This window comes from Enterococcus cecorum (assembly GCF_052119425.1).
Lineage (GTDB): Bacteria > Bacillota > Bacilli > Lactobacillales > Enterococcaceae > Enterococcus_E > Enterococcus_E cecorum_C.
Window position 1 is genome coordinate 1 of the sequence record NZ_JBQKFH010000034.1, and the last position, 16,342, is coordinate 16,342.

A 16,342-nucleotide genomic window follows, 5' to 3' on the forward strand; every position below is an offset into this window, starting at 1 on the left:
GGTTAACTCAGAAAAAAGTACGAAAATAGAATAAAGTAAGAAACGCCCCTAAAAGCTTATGTATCAAGCATTAGGGGCGTTTTACAATTAAATAACTGTAAAACTCAGGATACTATATCACTCTCACTACTTCTTGGCAATAGAAAATTCAAAAAAACTTCAAATTTATCAAATATTTTTTCAAAAACAGCCCTAAACCCCTAAAAAAATTAGGTAAAAGCTACAAATAATGTAGAAATCGTAAAAAATGAGCATTTGAACAGCTACTTCTTCAGTGTTAAATTGTACTATTTTTCAGTGCAATTCAAACAATTTAAAATAGCAAATTTTGCTTTGTTTTGTGTTCCTTTTTTCGTGATTTTTCCAAAAATTTCACAAACTTTTCTTTTGTGAATTTCACAAATTTTGTTTGCTTACATTTTTTGAAAACCAATGATTCTTCTACTAGCAAAATTAGCTAGCTTTTTTGACTCATCGCAACTAAGAGGTCTATCGTAATTTTTTCAAGAGGGGATTGTTGTAAGGACTTCTTGATAACTGGGTCTACTTGCCATTCCAAAGGCGACATCTCCAATAAAGACAAGCGCAACTCTGCCGGAATATCAAAAGTATACTGCACCTTTTCAAATGTCGTATCAGGATAGGCTTGCAATAATTTTTCGACCACCGCTTTATTGGAATAATGCTGTTTACGCGCATCATTTGGATAAAAGGCTTGTCGCAACTCTTTTAGATAATGCTCACCAGGAATCACCTTTAACAACTTCCCACCAGGAGCCAGGATACGATCGAACTCGCGATAATTTGAAGGCGAGAAAATATTTAACAGCACATCAAAAGACTGATCGGCAAAAGGCAAATTAGTCAAGTCTGCCACACACCAAAACGCTTGATCAAATTGTGTGTGATTACTTGCCTGATAAATCCCTTCTTTGGCAATATCAAACCCCACCGTCAATGCAGGTGTCACTTTTTGCGTTAATTTGGCCAAGAAACTCCCCTCACCGCAGCCAATATCCAGCACTTTTGCTTGGTTGAGATCTTTCGCTAAAACCTCAAGCAATGGATCATACATGCCACCTTGAATCATACGCGCGCGATGGGCAAAAAGCTTGGCATCATAATCACTCTTTAGCTGCGACTTCAAAAAATAGAGCGTCCCTTTTTTAGAAAGATCAAAGCGATGATGCTGAGCACAAACTAGCCCACTTTCTGTCGCTTGCATTTTTTCATGACAAATCGGACAAGCAAACACCTGCGCATGGGCCTCTAGAAAAAGTTTCGCGCGATCAATTTTCTTTAACATTCACCTATTTCCTTTCTAAATTCAAAAAAACATTTTACAAATTTGCCGTATTTAAGCAAATTTTCTTAAAAAACCTACCTTCCAACTATACCACACTGCCAAAGCCTCTAGCAATGTCCCCCAAGTATTTTCACCTATCTTTGCATGAAAAAAGCCTATCATTGACTTCAATCAAGATAAGCTGTTCAATTTATAATTCTAGCTGATAAATATAGTCGGTTTGCGGATCATCTCCCATCCAAAACGTGTGGGCATCGATTTGGCGGAATCCATGCCGTTGGTAAAATTTTAACGCTTTTTCATTATGTTCCCAAACGCCTAGCCAAACTTTTTTCTTGCCTAACTTTCTCGCCTGATCTAGAGCAAAAGCGAATAACTCCTTGCCACAACCTTGACCTTGGAAAGCTTGTTTGATATAAATCCGTTCCACTTCCAAGCTGTCCTCTTGCTGATATTCCGTTTGTGCCTCCGCTAAATTTAGCTTTAAAAATCCAGCAATTTCGCCTTCTTTTTCTAGAAAATAAAAGAATGAATGCGGCTGATTAAACTCTGCTGTTAGCTTCTCTACTGTCAAATTTCGTTCTAAATAATCTTGTAAATCTTTTGGCGTATTCACCGCAGCAAAAGTCTCAATAAATGTTTGCCGGCTAAGTTCACATAACACATCAATTTCTGACCTTTTTACTTCACGAATCATGATTTTGCTCCTTTTTTCTAATTAACAACATTATACTCAGTCTATTTCTCTTATTCAATCACCAATTTACAGCAAAATGCGCCAAAATATGTTAGAATACCCAAGGAAGAATTTAGAAAGGAAGAAAAACATGTCTACTTTAATTAAAGAATTTTGTGCAGAAAACTATACGGATATCCCTCTAGCTATTCACCGCGGGGCTAAACGTATCGAGCTTTGTGATAATTTAGCAGTTGGTGGTACGACGCCAAGTACCGGGGTCCTAGAAGAAGCAATTAGTTATTGTAATGAAAAGCAAGTCCCTGTAATGGTCATGATTCGCCCACGCAAAGGACATTTTATCTATAATGATATCGACCTAAAAATCATGCATACTGACCTGATCGAAGCGAAAAAACTCGGTGTCGATGGCGTGGTCTTTGGTTGCCTGACTCCAAGTAACTGGATTGACGAAGAGGCGATGGAAGAACTGATTGAAGTCGCAGAAGGTTTGCAGATTACCTTCCACATGGCCTTTGACGAAATCCCTACCGAACGCCAATTTGAAGCCATTGACTGGTTAGCAGAGCACGGTGTCCATCGTATTCTTACCCATGGTGGTCCGATGAGTGAATCCATCTCAGACACTCTCCCACGCTTAAAAGAATTGATTGACTACGCAGCTGGTCGCATCACCATCTTACCAGGCGGACAAATCACTTATGAAAACGCCGAAGAAATCGCTAGCGAACTCGGCATTCACGAACTTCACGGCACCAAAATCGTAAAACTCGCAGAATAACCCAACCAACCAAACCAACCTCCCCAAACATCACTTAGCTTAGGGAGGTTGGTTTACATCATTCTCAAATTGTACTCTTAATGATTTGGTAATTAGAAATCCTAATTGCAGGATTACTAATTGAAAAGAAAAAAGAACTATTATAGTAACATCATTCTCAAATACCTTACGTAGGTTAGTGGATTGTTATATCAATTAGGAAGCATTTTATATCATATCCTCCTCATAGGGATTGATTATCCAATATTATTCAATTAAGGACTATAATATAATAACATTATTCTAAAACCACAGTTTTTAACATTCACACCGCCGTTTCGTTAAGTAACCATATTGAATTACATCATTCTCAAACGAGTATGGTATACTAAGGATAGCGAAAATGATTAAGAACTATATTAATTTACATCATTCTCAAACCAGTCGGTTGAAGAATTAAAAGCATGGAAAGGTTAAGTAACCATATTAATTTACATCATTCTCAAACGGCTTTAAAGATTGCTATCAACTCGGTATAGTTAAGTAACCATATTAATTTACATCATTCTCAAACACAGTTAAGGGCACGCTTAAAAGTGGTGCGGTTAAGTAACCATATTAATTTACATCATTCTCAAACAGCTACAAGTAAAGTCTTGTAATTGATAAGTTAAGTAACCATATTAATTTACATCATTCTCAAACAGCTTGTAAGTCAAGCGGACTTTCTTTCGGTTAAGTAACCATATTAATTTACATCATTCTCAAACAACGATTGCTTTTTCGTAAGGGTTTTTCTCGTTAAGTAACCATATTAATTTACATCATTCTCAAACACCCTTTGGCCCTTGTTGACCATTCTTACCGTTAAGTAACCATATTAATTTACATCATTCTCAAACCCTTACTACTTAAGGATAATAGCCAACGAAGTTAAGTAACCATATTAATTTACATCATTCTCAAACCTATAACCTCTCTTTTCAAGAGTTTCCTTAGTTAAGTAACCATATTAATTTACATCATTCTCAAACGATGACGCCTTTAACGCGATTAAGGTCGTAGTTAAGTAACCATATTAATTTACATCATTCTCAAACCTTATCAGATCCTGGTAGATACGATGATTAGTTAAGTAACCATATTAATTTACATCATTCTCAAACTGAGGATATGTGGCTTAAAGTTGCCGAATAGTTAAGTAACCATATTAATTTACATCATTCTCAAACAACATTTGACTTTGATTTCAGCTAGTAAAAGTTAAGTAACCATATTAATTTACATCATTCTCAAACTAACGGAAAACCTACTTATCGTGTGACGCGTTAAGTAACCATATTAATTTACATCATTCTCAAACACATGAATGTGTTAAATCTTGATTATGTCTGTTAAGTAACCATATTAATTTACATCATTCTCAAACCTTTGAAAATTCTTCAGCAACTACTTCTTCGTTAAGTAACCATATTAATTTACATCATTCTCAAACTAGAAGATTTAGTCAATAATGCAAGAGAATGTTAAGTAACCATATTAATTTACATCATTCTCAAACAGGCCAGCCGATTTTAGTCTTTTATACGTGTTAAGTAACCATATTAATTTACATCATTCTCAAACTTCAGTTTACCTATAATATAGTTGTCCATGTTAAGTAACCATATTAATTTACATCATTCTCAAACACGGTCAGAAGTTAATTGAGATAGATAATAGTTAAGTAACCATATTAATTTACATCATTCTCAAACGTCACTTAGTGGATTGCAAACGCGAGAAGCGTTAAGTAACCATATTAATTTACATCATTCTCAAACAGAGAGAACTTGTAACACAAAAAGTTCCATGTTAAGTAACCATATTAATTTACATCATTCTCAAACAGTTTCATGCAAAATAATAAACCGATTATTGTTAAGTAACCATATTAATTTACATCATTCTCAAACGGACAACTCCGTCTTTTTAGCGTAATCATTGTTAAGTAACCATATTAATTTACATCATTCTCAAACCTAATGAATGTAAAACGCAAATTTGAAATTGTTAAGTAACCATATTAATTTACATCATTCTCAAACGGTAGTTTGGAAAATGAAACGAAAGATGCGGTTAAGTAACCATATTAATTTACATCATTCTCAAACCGTGTCATCTAAATAAGTTGTTTTCATTAGTTAAGTAACCATATTAATTTACATCATTCTCAAACTAGTCAAATTTAATATGCGTGGGTTGAAAGGTTAAGTAACCATATTAATTTACATCATTCTCAAACGCTATAGCCTTCTTCATTCACAAACGAACAGTTAAGTAACCATATTAATTTACATCATTCTCAAACCTCAAATTCAAAAATGAAGATGCCATCACACATCAAACAATATAGCCCTTAACTGATAATTCTAGTAAATTTCAGAACCATCCACATCAATAATATACCATTTATAAGAAAAAGAATAGTTTAATTGATAACTATTGATTAGCAATATTTTTATTTGTTCATATTTTGCAATCTTTTCAAGTTCTACTAATTGATTTTCGGATAAAAAACTCGATAAATTAACAAAAATCAGTAATTTTTTTCTAAGTAATCTTTGGGATAATTGGACAAATGTAATTAATCTTTCAAAATAATTCGCATCTTGAAAGTCAAACTTAACTTGCATCATTTTTAATAAACTACTCACTTCAAGTTCTTCGCTATATTGAAGCGGATAATCATTACTTTCTGATATCCGCTCCATTAATTTCACCAACTCAGATTTCACAAAAACATACTCCTCGTATAACCCACCAGATTGAACGATATCTTTTATTTCCTTGAATAACTCATTGATAAACTTCTTATCGTTATAGTCTATTTCTAAAGGTGATAGAATTAAACTCATATCTTTCTTAAATGATAAAATCTCATTTTCATCCGATAATACAAATTTTCCTTCATTACCAATTACTTGTTCTTGCAATTCTGTTATATAATTTAATAGTAATTCAGGAGATTCGATTATCCAAATACAACAAGTTTTATCTTCAAAATCTATCTGCATATTAATATCAGGATGCACAATTTTCATAATATTACCAACCTTTGATCCGAGTCTAGTACTTCACTTTTATACTCACCAACAATATATTCCATTTTTGAAAATTGCTTCTCAGTTACCGTTAGAAGTTGAACTAAGCCATCTTCTGGTCGATTTTTCTTTACTTGTTCCACGACAGCCTTTGCAGCACTTTCATTTAAAACCATTTTACAATAGACAGATTCTTGTAACATAATGAACCCATCTTTAATCAAAAATTTTCTAAAACTTCGGTAATCCCTTCGCTGTTCTAAACTTAGTACAGGAAGATCAAAAAAGACAAGTATACGCATAAATCTATAGCTCAAATTGATAAAATTTTATAGCACTCACATTATTATCGCTTAATGCATCTAAAACACTCTTACAATAAATTTTAATTGCATTATTTAAGTATTGTTTTCGGCCATCAATATAAATTTCCTTATTTAATAAATCTATCAAGTCTGTTTTGTGTTCTTTAGTAAATTCATTAAATGGCAAGAATTTTAATACTCGTTGATCGACAATTGGACGAAAAGGTTCCATTAAATCACTAGACAAATTAAATTGATTAAACATATTGTCATGAAATAATCCCACTTGTGTTAAATAGCCACAAGATACAATTTCTCTATTGACGGAGGATAACAGTATTGAATACCCATAATTCAAAGCTGCATTTATCGCATTATCACCTGTTCTGGTGAAATCCATACCAAAAAGTGCATTAAAGTAGACTTTGGCAGCATGGCCTTCTCGATTACTTTCATCGTTCCAAGTCATTTCTCGAACGTATTGATTTAAAAGTGAGGCTTCATCCTTTCCAAGCATTTGTAAGAGTTCTTTTTGTTTTCGTATTTTTTCTGTGACTATTTCCGTCCAAACCGCTTCTTTAATTTCTTTCTTCCATTGAATTTGTTGGCGAATTTTATTACTTGTATCATGACTACCATAATAAGAGACTAGTTCTGATGACGGATTCCATTTTTCATCACAAAATATCACCTTTATTTTCTTTTTAGTCAGTTCAGCAAGCAGACAACAGGTAAGTGAAACAGCCGTTGATGCAATAATCAACGTGCTGATTTCACTAATATTTATTTCCGTTTTTTCTTTTTGTCTGACTACCATTCTCCCTAAACGATAATCTAATTTTGCAGGCTGAGAAATGACTATTACTCGCCAACTCATAATGATGTCAACTCAATTTCATGTTCGAAAATCCCACTAGGAGATTGATGAATAATACTCATTTTATCGGTATCTTTTAGATTTTTTTGAATTCGAATCCTTGATGTTTTGGATGGCCCACCAATCAGAGATAATTTTGAAGATTGAGCATTATTTTGATATAAATACAACATTTCATTAATTACCAAACATTTATCCTCAATTGATAATTCAAAAAACTTCTCTTTATGTTCATTGATAGTCTTTGCTATACTTGCTAGCATATTTTGATAACACTTCAAATTTAATTTATTGACCAATTCTATAAATAATTGGTCAATATTCTGCAACTCATTCAGTCCAAACTCACTCAATTTAGCGTCTACATTTATTATTTTTTTTCGAATAAATGATATTATTGCTTTAGCCATTCTAATATTATTATTACTCAAATAAAGCGGTTGATCGATAACGAGTGCTAATTGAGATAAAGTTCGTCCAGTAATTCTGATTAACGATCCATTATATCTAAACAACGAATTGATTAGCACTTTTGGTATCAGAATCTCAACATCAGTCAGGCCTCTATCTTTTTCAATATATTCTTTTAGTAATTCATTATTGTTTTCAAATTGTTTTGATAAATGTAGTGGTACATATTCAAACGAACGTACAACTTTACCACGTTTTTTAGATTTGACAAATGCAAAGTATGCCCCTGTAGCCTTGTTATATCCACCATATTTAGATATATCCGTTAGACGTTCATCGCTTGACTTAATTGGAACTTGTCCTTTCCCTTTCTTCATCAAAGTAAGGTCAAATAATTGTCCATCAACTTCTTTAACCATCCGACTGATTAATACAGTATTCCGGCGAATGACCTTTTTAACAGTTGCAATAGTCCCAGGATTGTTTTCACTTTGACCAACCCACGCAACTACGCCATTAGATTCGATTTTGCTAGCTTTTTGGAGTAATTTACGTAAATTGTATTCTTGATTTGCTTTGTTTTTAATGAATCGATATGGACTGTTGGTAAATTTCGTATGATAAGCATTCCCTACTACAATGTTCAAATATGCATCATGCGCATGGTGACAATCGTTTAGTTCACGTACTTTTAGAATTTCAAAATCTTGACGGAAATTAGAAACGTTTTTGGCTTTAGAATACACAATTTCACTTTCTGGGAACCAATTACTTAAAATTTCTGCAACTGCTTTTGTACTTTGGCGGGTTTCAACTAATTGACGAGCGATAAACCCAGCTAATTCTTCATCACTAAATGGTGTTGAGCGGATTAATCTCTCATATTTCTCTTTTGTAATAAGTCCTTTACTTACCAAAGTATTCCATAATGTTTTCACTTTTTCATTATCGCGAATATTTTTATCAATTGGATAGTGATTTGATTTGTAAGCATTTAAACTTTTTTTAACTAATACAATATTATTGAAGCTATCATCCATCGTTTTTGATTGAGGATAAATATGGTCAATATCGTAATTACTATTAGCAGAAACTAAATTTTCAAAATCAATTGGTTCACCTGAATACATACATTTACCAAGTTGAGTAAAGTATAGGTATATTTTCTTACTTCTAAGTTGTTCTTCAGTTAATGAGTTCAATTTCTCAAATAAATGTTCATATCCTTTTGCTTTTTTATAAACTTCAGATAGTACTTGTTTGCGAGATTTGGTCTTCTTACTTTCTTGTTTTTCGCGAGCCATTTCGATAAATATTCGTTCCGGATCATGCTTCATTACTTGTTTAATATCCTTAATAACAAGTAAAGTTTGCCAAATTTGACGTTTTACAGCAGGAGAAACATATAAATCATTAACAATTCGATATGAAATGGATTCTAAGTCCACTTTAGGATTTTCTTTTTCAATGGCTTCTACAAAATGATAAGGTTCTGCCAATAATTGCATTAAATTTGCTTGTGTTGCGTACATGCATTGAATAATCGTACGTAATTCCCCAGTTTCTTGATCAACAGAAGTAATGCCAGATAAGAATCTTTCTGAAAGTCTACCCCAATCACGATAATTCAATGTAGCAATTCTATTTAACGATTTATCATCAATAAAAGGATACAGTGCAGCAAGACGTTTTTTCAGAAGCTTTTTATCATCGCCAAATAAGGTAATATTTAAGATGATATTTTCCATTTGTGCTTCTGATAAATCTAAATGGCCAAGCTTTTCTTTAAAGTCATGGTAAGCTGTTAAACTTGATTTCACATCATCAGCTAATCCTGACAACTCATCATCGTCTGAAATAATCCCCTCTTTCAGCAGATATTTTTTGATTTTTTTCAGCGTGACTTTACGATTTTCCTTAAAGACATTTTCATATATATCTTGTTTAATCTTCACATCTAGCGGACGACCATCTAAACGCAGATTATTCAGTTCGCTTAAAACTAAATACTTACTATATAGAAGTGAATATTTTGGTAGGACGTCTTCATTTATAAGATAAGTACATTTATTAGTCATACGGCGGATAAACTGTTCTGCACTAGCTTCTAAATCTACTTTATCCTCAAAATTCCAAGGATAAATTTTTCCTTCTTCTTTTCGAACCATCCAATTGGTGCGTTTTCCATTTTTCACCACACCGTTTAATGAACCTACATAGTATGGAATTCTAAACTTAAATGTCTTAATAATCTTATCACGGATTTCCTTTAGCACAGGAATTCGATTTTCCAAATTATCAAAAATACGAGTTAATTCATTTAACTTCACTTGATAAGGAATAACACCATTATCTGAATTCACCTGTAATGGTAAATATTTATCCACTTCAATTAATGATTCAATTTCACTTAATTTAGTTAAAACAGCTTCATCTGAAACTTTCTTCTTAATTGGTTCAATTACTTGTTTTTTGACATAAGAATAGAAATCATTTCTCTTTGTGCGTTTGACTTCGAGCTCTTTTTTCTTACCATTAATCTTTGTATGACCTATATACGCTGGATAATTATTCACAACATTCGGACTAACAAAAATCTCTTGAAAAACTTTACGATCTAAATATTCTTTTACTAGAGACTTTAATTCGAGCAATTGTTCATGATGCATCTGATAACTATTAACTCTTGCTTCAGCTAAAGAACTGCTATCTCCTAAAATATCAGTCAGTGTCTTCCAATCATATAATCTCTTAGCAGCCTCAATAACAGCGAATCTATCTTCCAAAGCTTCTTGAATACCGTCAATTTTATCTTCCAAACTTGAAGATGCAAATTCTATTTTTGGTGTTTCAATTTCTTTCAAACTGCTGTCATCAAATAATTCAGCTAAATTGGTACCGCCACCAGAAATTAACGAGCAAAATGCTTTTTCAGCTTTTGTTTTAGCACCTAAAGCATTAACAAAAGCTTTTTTACGTTCCCCACGTCCTAAATCTCTATTATAAATACTTTTAATATCTTCAACGTGGCTTTTTAACTTCAAATTCCAGCCATCTAAAAATGTTTCGAGAACATTATCTAGTTGTTCAAGTATGTCATTAATATCTTTAACATTATTAATATCTCCACTATGTAGGAAATTGCCACGATTTTTCATATAATAATGTAACGCCAAGTAAACCAATCGAATATCAGGCGTATCTGAGGTAGTCATTAAATAGACAATTAGATGATTGATAGTCGGAAATTGTTTATAAAAATCCTTATCTGTATAATCTTTATCCACAAATAATGCATATGGTAATTCTACTTGCTTTCCATCAAGAGTTTGTTTGTCTTCAACAACATATCTACTTTCTTTCATGCGATGGAAAAATCCTGGGTCAATTTTAAGAACTTCTTCACCCAAAAGTTCTTGTAAAATTTGGATTCTTTGTTTGCGACGATCTTGCCGTCTGCGGTTTCCTCTAGTTACTCTTCTTTCCTTCGCGGTTTGAGCAACATCAAAAGTTCGCACACCCCATAAATCTTTACCTTTTCTTCTTACAAGATGATAGTTTTCATCTGTAACAGCCCAACCAACTGAGGCACTCCCCATATCTAACCCTAAATAATATTTGTTCATATTATCACTTCTCCTTCTAAAAAATATATAACAACCAATATCGTAAATCGCTTTCAATTCAATCAAATTATACCTTATATCTTTATTTTTTAAAACAATAATTATAAAAAAGAGCAAAAAAAAAGCTCGCATAAAGCAAGCTAAAAATCTGCACAATGCAGTCCACAAATGTGGTATTTTCGATAAATCGTTATTTGAACTTATGATGTAAATTAATATAGTTCTTGACTGACTTTAGTGTATAACTTTATTAAAACGATGTCAATATATTCTTTGAATTTCACTCGTATAATTTTCTAAATTTTTCTTTTTAATTAGGTTACGCATTTCTCTTTTTTATTGCCCAATATCACTTATTTATTATTATGATTTTGCAAGGAGCTTTTCCCTAGGAGATCTGGCTAGTTTGAGGCTACAATATCCGCCAGCACCGTTTGCATTATGCGAAGGGCCCAAAAATAATTAAAGAAGTGTAGCAAGCTCGAAAGGATTTGTTTTCTTTCGAGTTTTTTTATGCACCCAAGCACGCCGGACAGCATCTTCTATCCTCGCCTTCATATACATTTCCATCTCTAGTCCCATCGGCAGTGACTTTATCTTATGGTATAATTATTTTGTAGTAATAATTTATGAAAAATATTGGAGGTTTTCTTATGGGTATTATTAAATCAGCAATTCAAAGTGCCACATCGACATTGGCGGATCAGTGGCTAGATATTATTGAGCCAGATACAATGGACAATACCACGCTGATGTGTAAAGGCGTATTAATGTCCAAAAACAAAAAACGTGGCAGCAACACCAAAGGCTCCGTCGATTATATTTCTGATGGTTCGATGATTCGTGTCTATCCAAATATGATGATGCTTTTGGTAGACGGCGGGCAAATTATCGACTACACAGCTGAAGAAGGCTACTATAAAGTCGATAATTCCGCGGCACCATCGCTATTTAACGGTGATTTTGAAGGCGCACTGAATGAAAGCTTCGAGCGTTTCCGTTTTGGTGGAGTGACGCCAAGTAAGCAAGAAGTGTTCTTTATTAATTTACAAGAAATTCGCGGCATTCGTTTTGGTACGCAGCAACCAATTAACTATTTCGATAATTTTTACAATGCGGAATTATTCGTGCGCGCTCATGGTAGCTACTCCATCGCGATTACCGATCCGATTTTATTCTTTAAAAATGTCGTTCCTAAAGGGGTGACTCGCTTAACAATCGATGAAATTAACGAACAGTTCTTAATGGAATTTGTCAGCGGTCTGCAAAGCTCAATCAATCAACTTTCGGCCCAAGGTGAACGCATTAGCTATCTGGCTTCTAAAACGGCGGAACTATCCAAAGTCATGAACCAAAACCTTGACGAACAATGGAAATCCCTACGCGGCATCGAAATTGTCTCCATCGCCCTAGCCAGCATTTCTTACACGGATGATTCGCAACAACTCATCAATATGCGAAACAAAGGCGCGATGTTCAACGATCCGAATTTGCGTGAAAGCTTTATGCAAACCAGTATCGCTCAAGGCATTGCGGATGCGGGCAACAATCCAAACGGCGCGGCCAATGCTTTCTTTGGCATGAATATGGGCGCGAACTTAACCGGCGATTATTTATCCCAAGCTTCTCGCCAAAATCAAGTACAAGCCCAACAAGCTGCACAAAAGCAACAAACCGCAAACACCTCAGCACAAGAATCTAGCTGGCAATGTCCAAACTGTAACCAAGAAAATACCGGCAAATTCTGCAGCAACTGTGGCACGCCTAAACCTGCGTCAACGGCAAATGCTGGCATGAAGGTTCGTTGTAGCAAATGTAAGAGCGTGATTGAAATTACCAATGCCATGCCTAAGTTCTGCCCAGAGTGTGGACAACCCTTTTTAGCAGAAAGTCTCGATTAAGGAAGTGAAATTATGGAAGCTTTAACCCATCGCTGCCCAAATTGTGGCGGGGCATTAACTTTTGAACCTAGCGACCAGCAATTTCATTGTCCCTACTGTTTGAGTGTCTTTACCGAAGAAGAAGTCACTACCTTCGAGCAAAAGCAAAAACAAGCCAAGGCCTTCGCACAAGATGAGGCCAATACCCAATCGCAGACCACCACGCAACCAGATGAAATAACAGAAGATGCCTATGATTTATATAGCTGTCCGAGTTGTGGGGCCCAGATAGCCTGTGAAGCCACCACAGCCGCAACTGAATGCTATTTTTGCCATAGTCCTGTTATTTTAAGTGGTCGTTTATCCGGGGATTTGCTGCCGGATAAAATCCTGCCTTTTAAAATAACTAAAAAAGAAGCGCAAAAGCAATTTATCGACTGGGCAAGCCATAAACATTTCGTCCCACGTGCCTTTTTCAATGAGCAGCAAGTCGAAAAAATGACTGGCGTGTACTTTCCTTATTGGATTACTGAGGCCAAGGGAGAAACGGAAATTAGCGGCAAATCAACGACCATTCGTGTTTGGCAAGTAGGCAATGTCGAATATACCGAAACCAAGCAATACCATATCCATCGCAAAGGCAAGTTTCATTTTAAAAACCTTGTGAAAAATGCCCTCACAAAAAATGTGCAAAAGAAAATGGTCGAAGCGGTCCAACCTTTTCCGCTTGAGGCGATGCAAGACTTTCATTCGCAATATTTATCCGGCTTTTTAGCTGAAAAACGCGATATCGAATTTGATCAGCTGCAAGCCAATGTCCGTCACGAAATGGGGAATTATGCCTTAGAAGCATTTGAAGATACGATTGCGGCTCAAACTAGTTTTCAGCCTGAAACCCAAGAAAGCAAGGTCCTCGCCATTGATAAACAATATGTGCTTTTGCCGATGTGGCTAGTTACCTATAAAAACCGCGCTTCGTCAAATAAAGTCTACTATTACGCAATGAATGGTATCACAGGAAAAACAGCCGGAATCTTGCCTTTAGATTCACTGAAATTAGGACTAGTTTCCGGAATCAGTGGTGTGCTTGTGACTGCGCTATTGTTGTTAGGGGGGTATTTCTTCTTATGAGTACGAACCTATCTATCAAAAAATGGACGCTTTGGCTAAGCATGATTTGCGGGCTCATACTATTTTTCGCCGGAACCACTTCTCTTTATGCGCAAGAAAATACCTATGTCAAAGATGAAAACAATCATTTATCCGCAAGTCAGCTTGATAAATTAGCCAAAATTGCTGAAAAAATTAAGACTGAAAACCAAGCCACGACTTTGCTAGTGATTACCGATACACCAACGGATGATGTCGAATATTCGGCCCAAGAGTATCTTTACAACACCGTGGGCAAAGATGGCAATGGTGCGATTTTTTACATTGATTTGGCCACTCGTCACTTTACTACGGTGACATCGGGGAATATGATTGATTTTCTGACCGATGCACGCTTGGAAGATATTAATGACAAAGTGACCGAATCGCTAAAAGACAATAACTTTGACCAGGCCGCAACTGATTATTTTGAAATGGTACTAGAAGATGTCAAAGCGGGGATTCCTCATCATCATTATCGTATCAATAAAGATACCGGGGAAATCACTTATATCAAGACGTTAACCCCGTTAGAAATTGGCATTGCGATAATTGGTGGGATTGCGACTTGTTTGGGAATTTTCTTCACGGTGAAAGGACGCTATCAACTACGCATTGGTGGACGTTATCATTATGACCGTCAAAATAATGGCGTGATTGATTTAGAGATTAATGATACAGATTTAATTGGTAGTTTTGTCACTACCCGCGTCATTGAAACCCATGACAATGATGACCATGATTCTGGTGGTAGTACCTTTGGCTCAGGTTTTGGCGGCGGAAGTTTTGGCGGCGGAGGCAGTCGTTCGTTTTAGACCTTGCAATTCAAAATTTTAGTACAAATTCGTAAAAACAGCAGCTTGAATTTGGCTGCTGTTTTTTTGTTTCCTCCCCTTGCCCACTTCACAACCTTGGTTATTGACGGTGTAAATCGACTAGCTACTTCGGCGTCAGACATTCTCATCTGGGAAAGTCTTTACTTCTCGGACCTTCCCGATGTGGTGGACAAACCTTATCCGCTCGTAGCTGTTCAACCCACTTCACAACCTTTATTCAAAGTGCTATACTGTTAGTCATCTAGAGTTTTGTTAGCTCTGTACTAGTGAGTAAAAGGTTGGTTAGGTTTAGGTTGCCTTTTACGAGCTGGTGAAAAATAAAAAATGGAGTGATTGAAATGACAACAATTGATTGGAATAACCTTGGATTTAACTATATTAAGACTCCTTGGCGCTATCGTATGTATTGGAAAGACGGTCAATGGAGTAAAGGAGAATTGACCGAAGATAGCACGTTACAAATCAGTGAAGCTTCAGCGGCCTTACACTACGGCCAACAATGTTTTGAAGGTTTGAAGGCTTATCGACGCAAAGATGGCAAGATTAATCTCTTCCGGGTCGATGAAAATGCTAAACGTCTCAATCGTAGTGCAACTCGCTTATTGATGCCAACTATTCCTGAAGAAACTTTTATTAACGCTATTAAACAAGTGGTGAAAGCCAATGAAGATTTTGTCCCCCCTTATGGCACAGGGGCTACTTTATACATCCGTCCTCTATTAATCGGTGTCGGTGATAGTATCGGAGTCAGTCCTGCACCAGAATACATTTTCACCGTATTTTGTATGCCTGTTGGACCTTACTTCAAAGGTGGCTTGACCCCTACGAACTTCATCGTTTCTGAATATGACCGGGCTGCCCCTCAAGGAACGGGTGCTGCTAAAGTCGGTGGAAACTATGCCGCAAGTTTATTACCAGGTAAAGACGCCCATGATCATAAGTATTCAGACTGTATTTACCTAGATCCAGAAACCCATACCAAGATTGAAGAAGTCGGCTCAGCAAACTTCTTTGGGATTACAAAAGATAACAAATTTATCACGCCAAAATCTCCTTCTATCTTACCAAGTATCACCAAGTACTCCCTATTATACTTGGCAAAAGAACGCTTAGGATTAGAAGCCATTGAAGGGACAGTTAAAATTGATGAATTAGATCAATTTGCTGAAGCGGGTGCCTGTGGAACTGCCGCCGTTATCTCTCCAATCGGTGGGATCCAATATAAAGATAACTTCCATGTCTTTTATAGCGAAACCGAAGTCGGACCAGTGACTAAAGCCTTATATGATGAATTAACTGGTATCCAATTTGGTGATAAAAAAGCGCCTGAAGGATGGATTTTTGTCGTCGAATAAAATCAAATAACGCTTGAAAGATTGGTTGTCACGCACAGCCAATCTTTTTTATAACAA

11 protein-coding genes and 1 CRISPR repeat array are annotated in these 16,342 nt (G+C 35.4%); of the genes, 5 read left to right on the plus strand and 6 right to left on the minus strand.

The genetic code is table 11. The features are described from left to right. Window positions 1-457: 457 nt before the first annotated feature. A complete protein-coding gene (locus ACTQZM_RS09005) occupies window positions 458-1,306 on the minus strand; it encodes a methyltransferase domain-containing protein (RefSeq protein ID WP_441653547.1) in 849 nt (282 codons plus the stop codon). A gap of 190 nt (window positions 1,307-1,496) precedes the next feature. Further along, on the minus strand, window positions 1,497-2,003 hold the full coding sequence (locus tag ACTQZM_RS09010; protein WP_441653548.1) for a GNAT family N-acetyltransferase: 507 nt from the start codon (window positions 2,001-2,003) through the stop codon (window positions 1,497-1,499). Window positions 2,004-2,133: 130 nt separating this feature from the next. Between ACTQZM_RS09010 and ACTQZM_RS09015 the strand changes: the two genes are divergently transcribed. Further along, a complete protein-coding gene (locus ACTQZM_RS09015; protein WP_113784967.1) occupies window positions 2,134-2,784 on the plus strand; it encodes a copper homeostasis protein CutC in 651 nt (216 codons plus the stop codon). A gap of 319 nt (window positions 2,785-3,103) precedes the next feature. Next, window positions 3,104-5,113: direct repeats of the CRISPR family, unit length 36 nt; unit sequence GTTAAGTAACCATATTAATTTACATCATTCTCAAAC. 61 nt (window positions 5,114-5,174) lie between these two features. On the opposite strand, the gene csn2 is transcribed toward ACTQZM_RS09015, so the two are convergent. The 4 genes from csn2 to cas9 are packed head-to-tail and all read right to left on the minus strand — an operon-like array spanning window position 5,175 to window position 11,065. Next, window positions 5,175-5,846 carry a type II-A CRISPR-associated protein Csn2 gene (gene csn2, locus ACTQZM_RS09020; protein WP_441653549.1) on the minus strand — a complete coding sequence of 224 codons (672 nt, stop codon included), beginning with the start codon at window positions 5,844-5,846 and terminating at the stop codon, window positions 5,175-5,177. After that, complete coding sequence (gene cas2 / locus ACTQZM_RS09025) at window positions 5,843-6,148, minus strand: CRISPR-associated endonuclease Cas2 (RefSeq protein ID WP_113784969.1); 306 nt, start codon at window positions 6,146-6,148, stop codon at window positions 5,843-5,845. The genes csn2 and cas2 overlap by 4 nt, the downstream gene beginning before the upstream one ends. Before the next feature lie 4 nt (window positions 6,149-6,152). Further along, window positions 6,153-7,028 carry a type II CRISPR-associated endonuclease Cas1 gene (gene cas1 / locus ACTQZM_RS09030; protein ID WP_441653550.1) on the minus strand — a complete coding sequence of 292 codons (876 nt, stop codon included), beginning with the start codon at window positions 7,026-7,028 and terminating at the stop codon, window positions 6,153-6,155. After that, window positions 7,025-11,065, minus strand: a complete 4,041-nt coding sequence (gene cas9, locus ACTQZM_RS09035; RefSeq protein ID WP_441653551.1) for a type II CRISPR RNA-guided endonuclease Cas9 — start codon at window positions 11,063-11,065, stop codon at window positions 7,025-7,027. Before cas9 ends, cas1 begins: the two co-directional genes overlap by 4 nt. Before the next feature lie 653 nt (window positions 11,066-11,718). On the opposite strand from cas9, the gene ACTQZM_RS09040 reads away from it, so the two are divergent. The 4 genes from ACTQZM_RS09040 (at window position 11,719) to ACTQZM_RS09055 (ending at window position 16,285) form a co-directional block, all read left to right on the plus strand. After that, entirely contained in the window at window positions 11,719-12,966 is a 1,248-nt protein-coding gene (locus ACTQZM_RS09040; protein WP_441653552.1) for an SPFH domain-containing protein, read from the plus strand. A 12-nt stretch (window positions 12,967-12,978) separates the two neighbouring features. Beyond that, on the plus strand, window positions 12,979-14,076 hold the full coding sequence (locus ACTQZM_RS09045) for a TFIIB-type zinc ribbon-containing protein (RefSeq protein ID WP_441653553.1): 1,098 nt from the start codon (window positions 12,979-12,981) through the stop codon (window positions 14,074-14,076). Continuing rightward, a complete protein-coding gene (locus ACTQZM_RS09050) occupies window positions 14,073-14,909 on the plus strand; it encodes a TPM domain-containing protein (RefSeq protein ID WP_441653554.1) in 837 nt (278 codons plus the stop codon). The genes ACTQZM_RS09045 and ACTQZM_RS09050 overlap by 4 nt, the downstream gene beginning before the upstream one ends. Window positions 14,910-15,268: 359 nt before the next feature. Further along, the gene (locus ACTQZM_RS09055; protein WP_441653555.1) at window positions 15,269-16,285 is read left to right on the plus strand and encodes a branched-chain amino acid aminotransferase; all 1,017 of its coding nucleotides are present in this window, start codon (window positions 15,269-15,271) and stop codon (window positions 16,283-16,285) included. Window positions 16,286-16,342 lie beyond the last annotated feature (57 nt).

Excerpts from the sequence above, each read along its gene's own strand:
- ACTQZM_RS09005 (WP_441653547.1), bottom strand. The coding sequence starts at position 1,306 with ATGTTAAAGAAAATTGATCGCGCGAAACTTTTTCTAGAGGCCCATGCG.
- ACTQZM_RS09010 (WP_441653548.1), bottom strand. The coding sequence starts at position 2,003 with ATGATTCGTGAAGTAAAAAGGTCAGAAATTGATGTGTTATGTGAACTT.
- ACTQZM_RS09015 (WP_113784967.1), top strand. The coding sequence starts at position 2,134 with ATGTCTACTTTAATTAAAGAATTTTGTGCAGAAAACTATACGGATATC.
- csn2 (WP_441653549.1), bottom strand. The coding sequence starts at position 5,846 with ATGAAAATTGTGCATCCTGATATTAATATGCAGATAGATTTTGAAGAT.
- cas2 (WP_113784969.1), bottom strand. The coding sequence starts at position 6,148 with ATGCGTATACTTGTCTTTTTTGATCTTCCTGTACTAAGTTTAGAACAG.
- cas1 (WP_441653550.1), bottom strand. The coding sequence starts at position 7,028 with ATGAGTTGGCGAGTAATAGTCATTTCTCAGCCTGCAAAATTAGATTAT.
- cas9 (WP_441653551.1), bottom strand. The coding sequence starts at position 11,065 with ATGAACAAATATTATTTAGGGTTAGATATGGGGAGTGCCTCAGTTGGT.
- ACTQZM_RS09040 (WP_441653552.1), top strand. The coding sequence starts at position 11,719 with ATGGGTATTATTAAATCAGCAATTCAAAGTGCCACATCGACATTGGCG.
- ACTQZM_RS09045 (WP_441653553.1), top strand. The coding sequence starts at position 12,979 with ATGGAAGCTTTAACCCATCGCTGCCCAAATTGTGGCGGGGCATTAACT.
- ACTQZM_RS09050 (WP_441653554.1), top strand. The coding sequence starts at position 14,073 with ATGAGTACGAACCTATCTATCAAAAAATGGACGCTTTGGCTAAGCATG.
- ACTQZM_RS09055 (WP_441653555.1), top strand. The coding sequence starts at position 15,269 with ATGACAACAATTGATTGGAATAACCTTGGATTTAACTATATTAAGACT.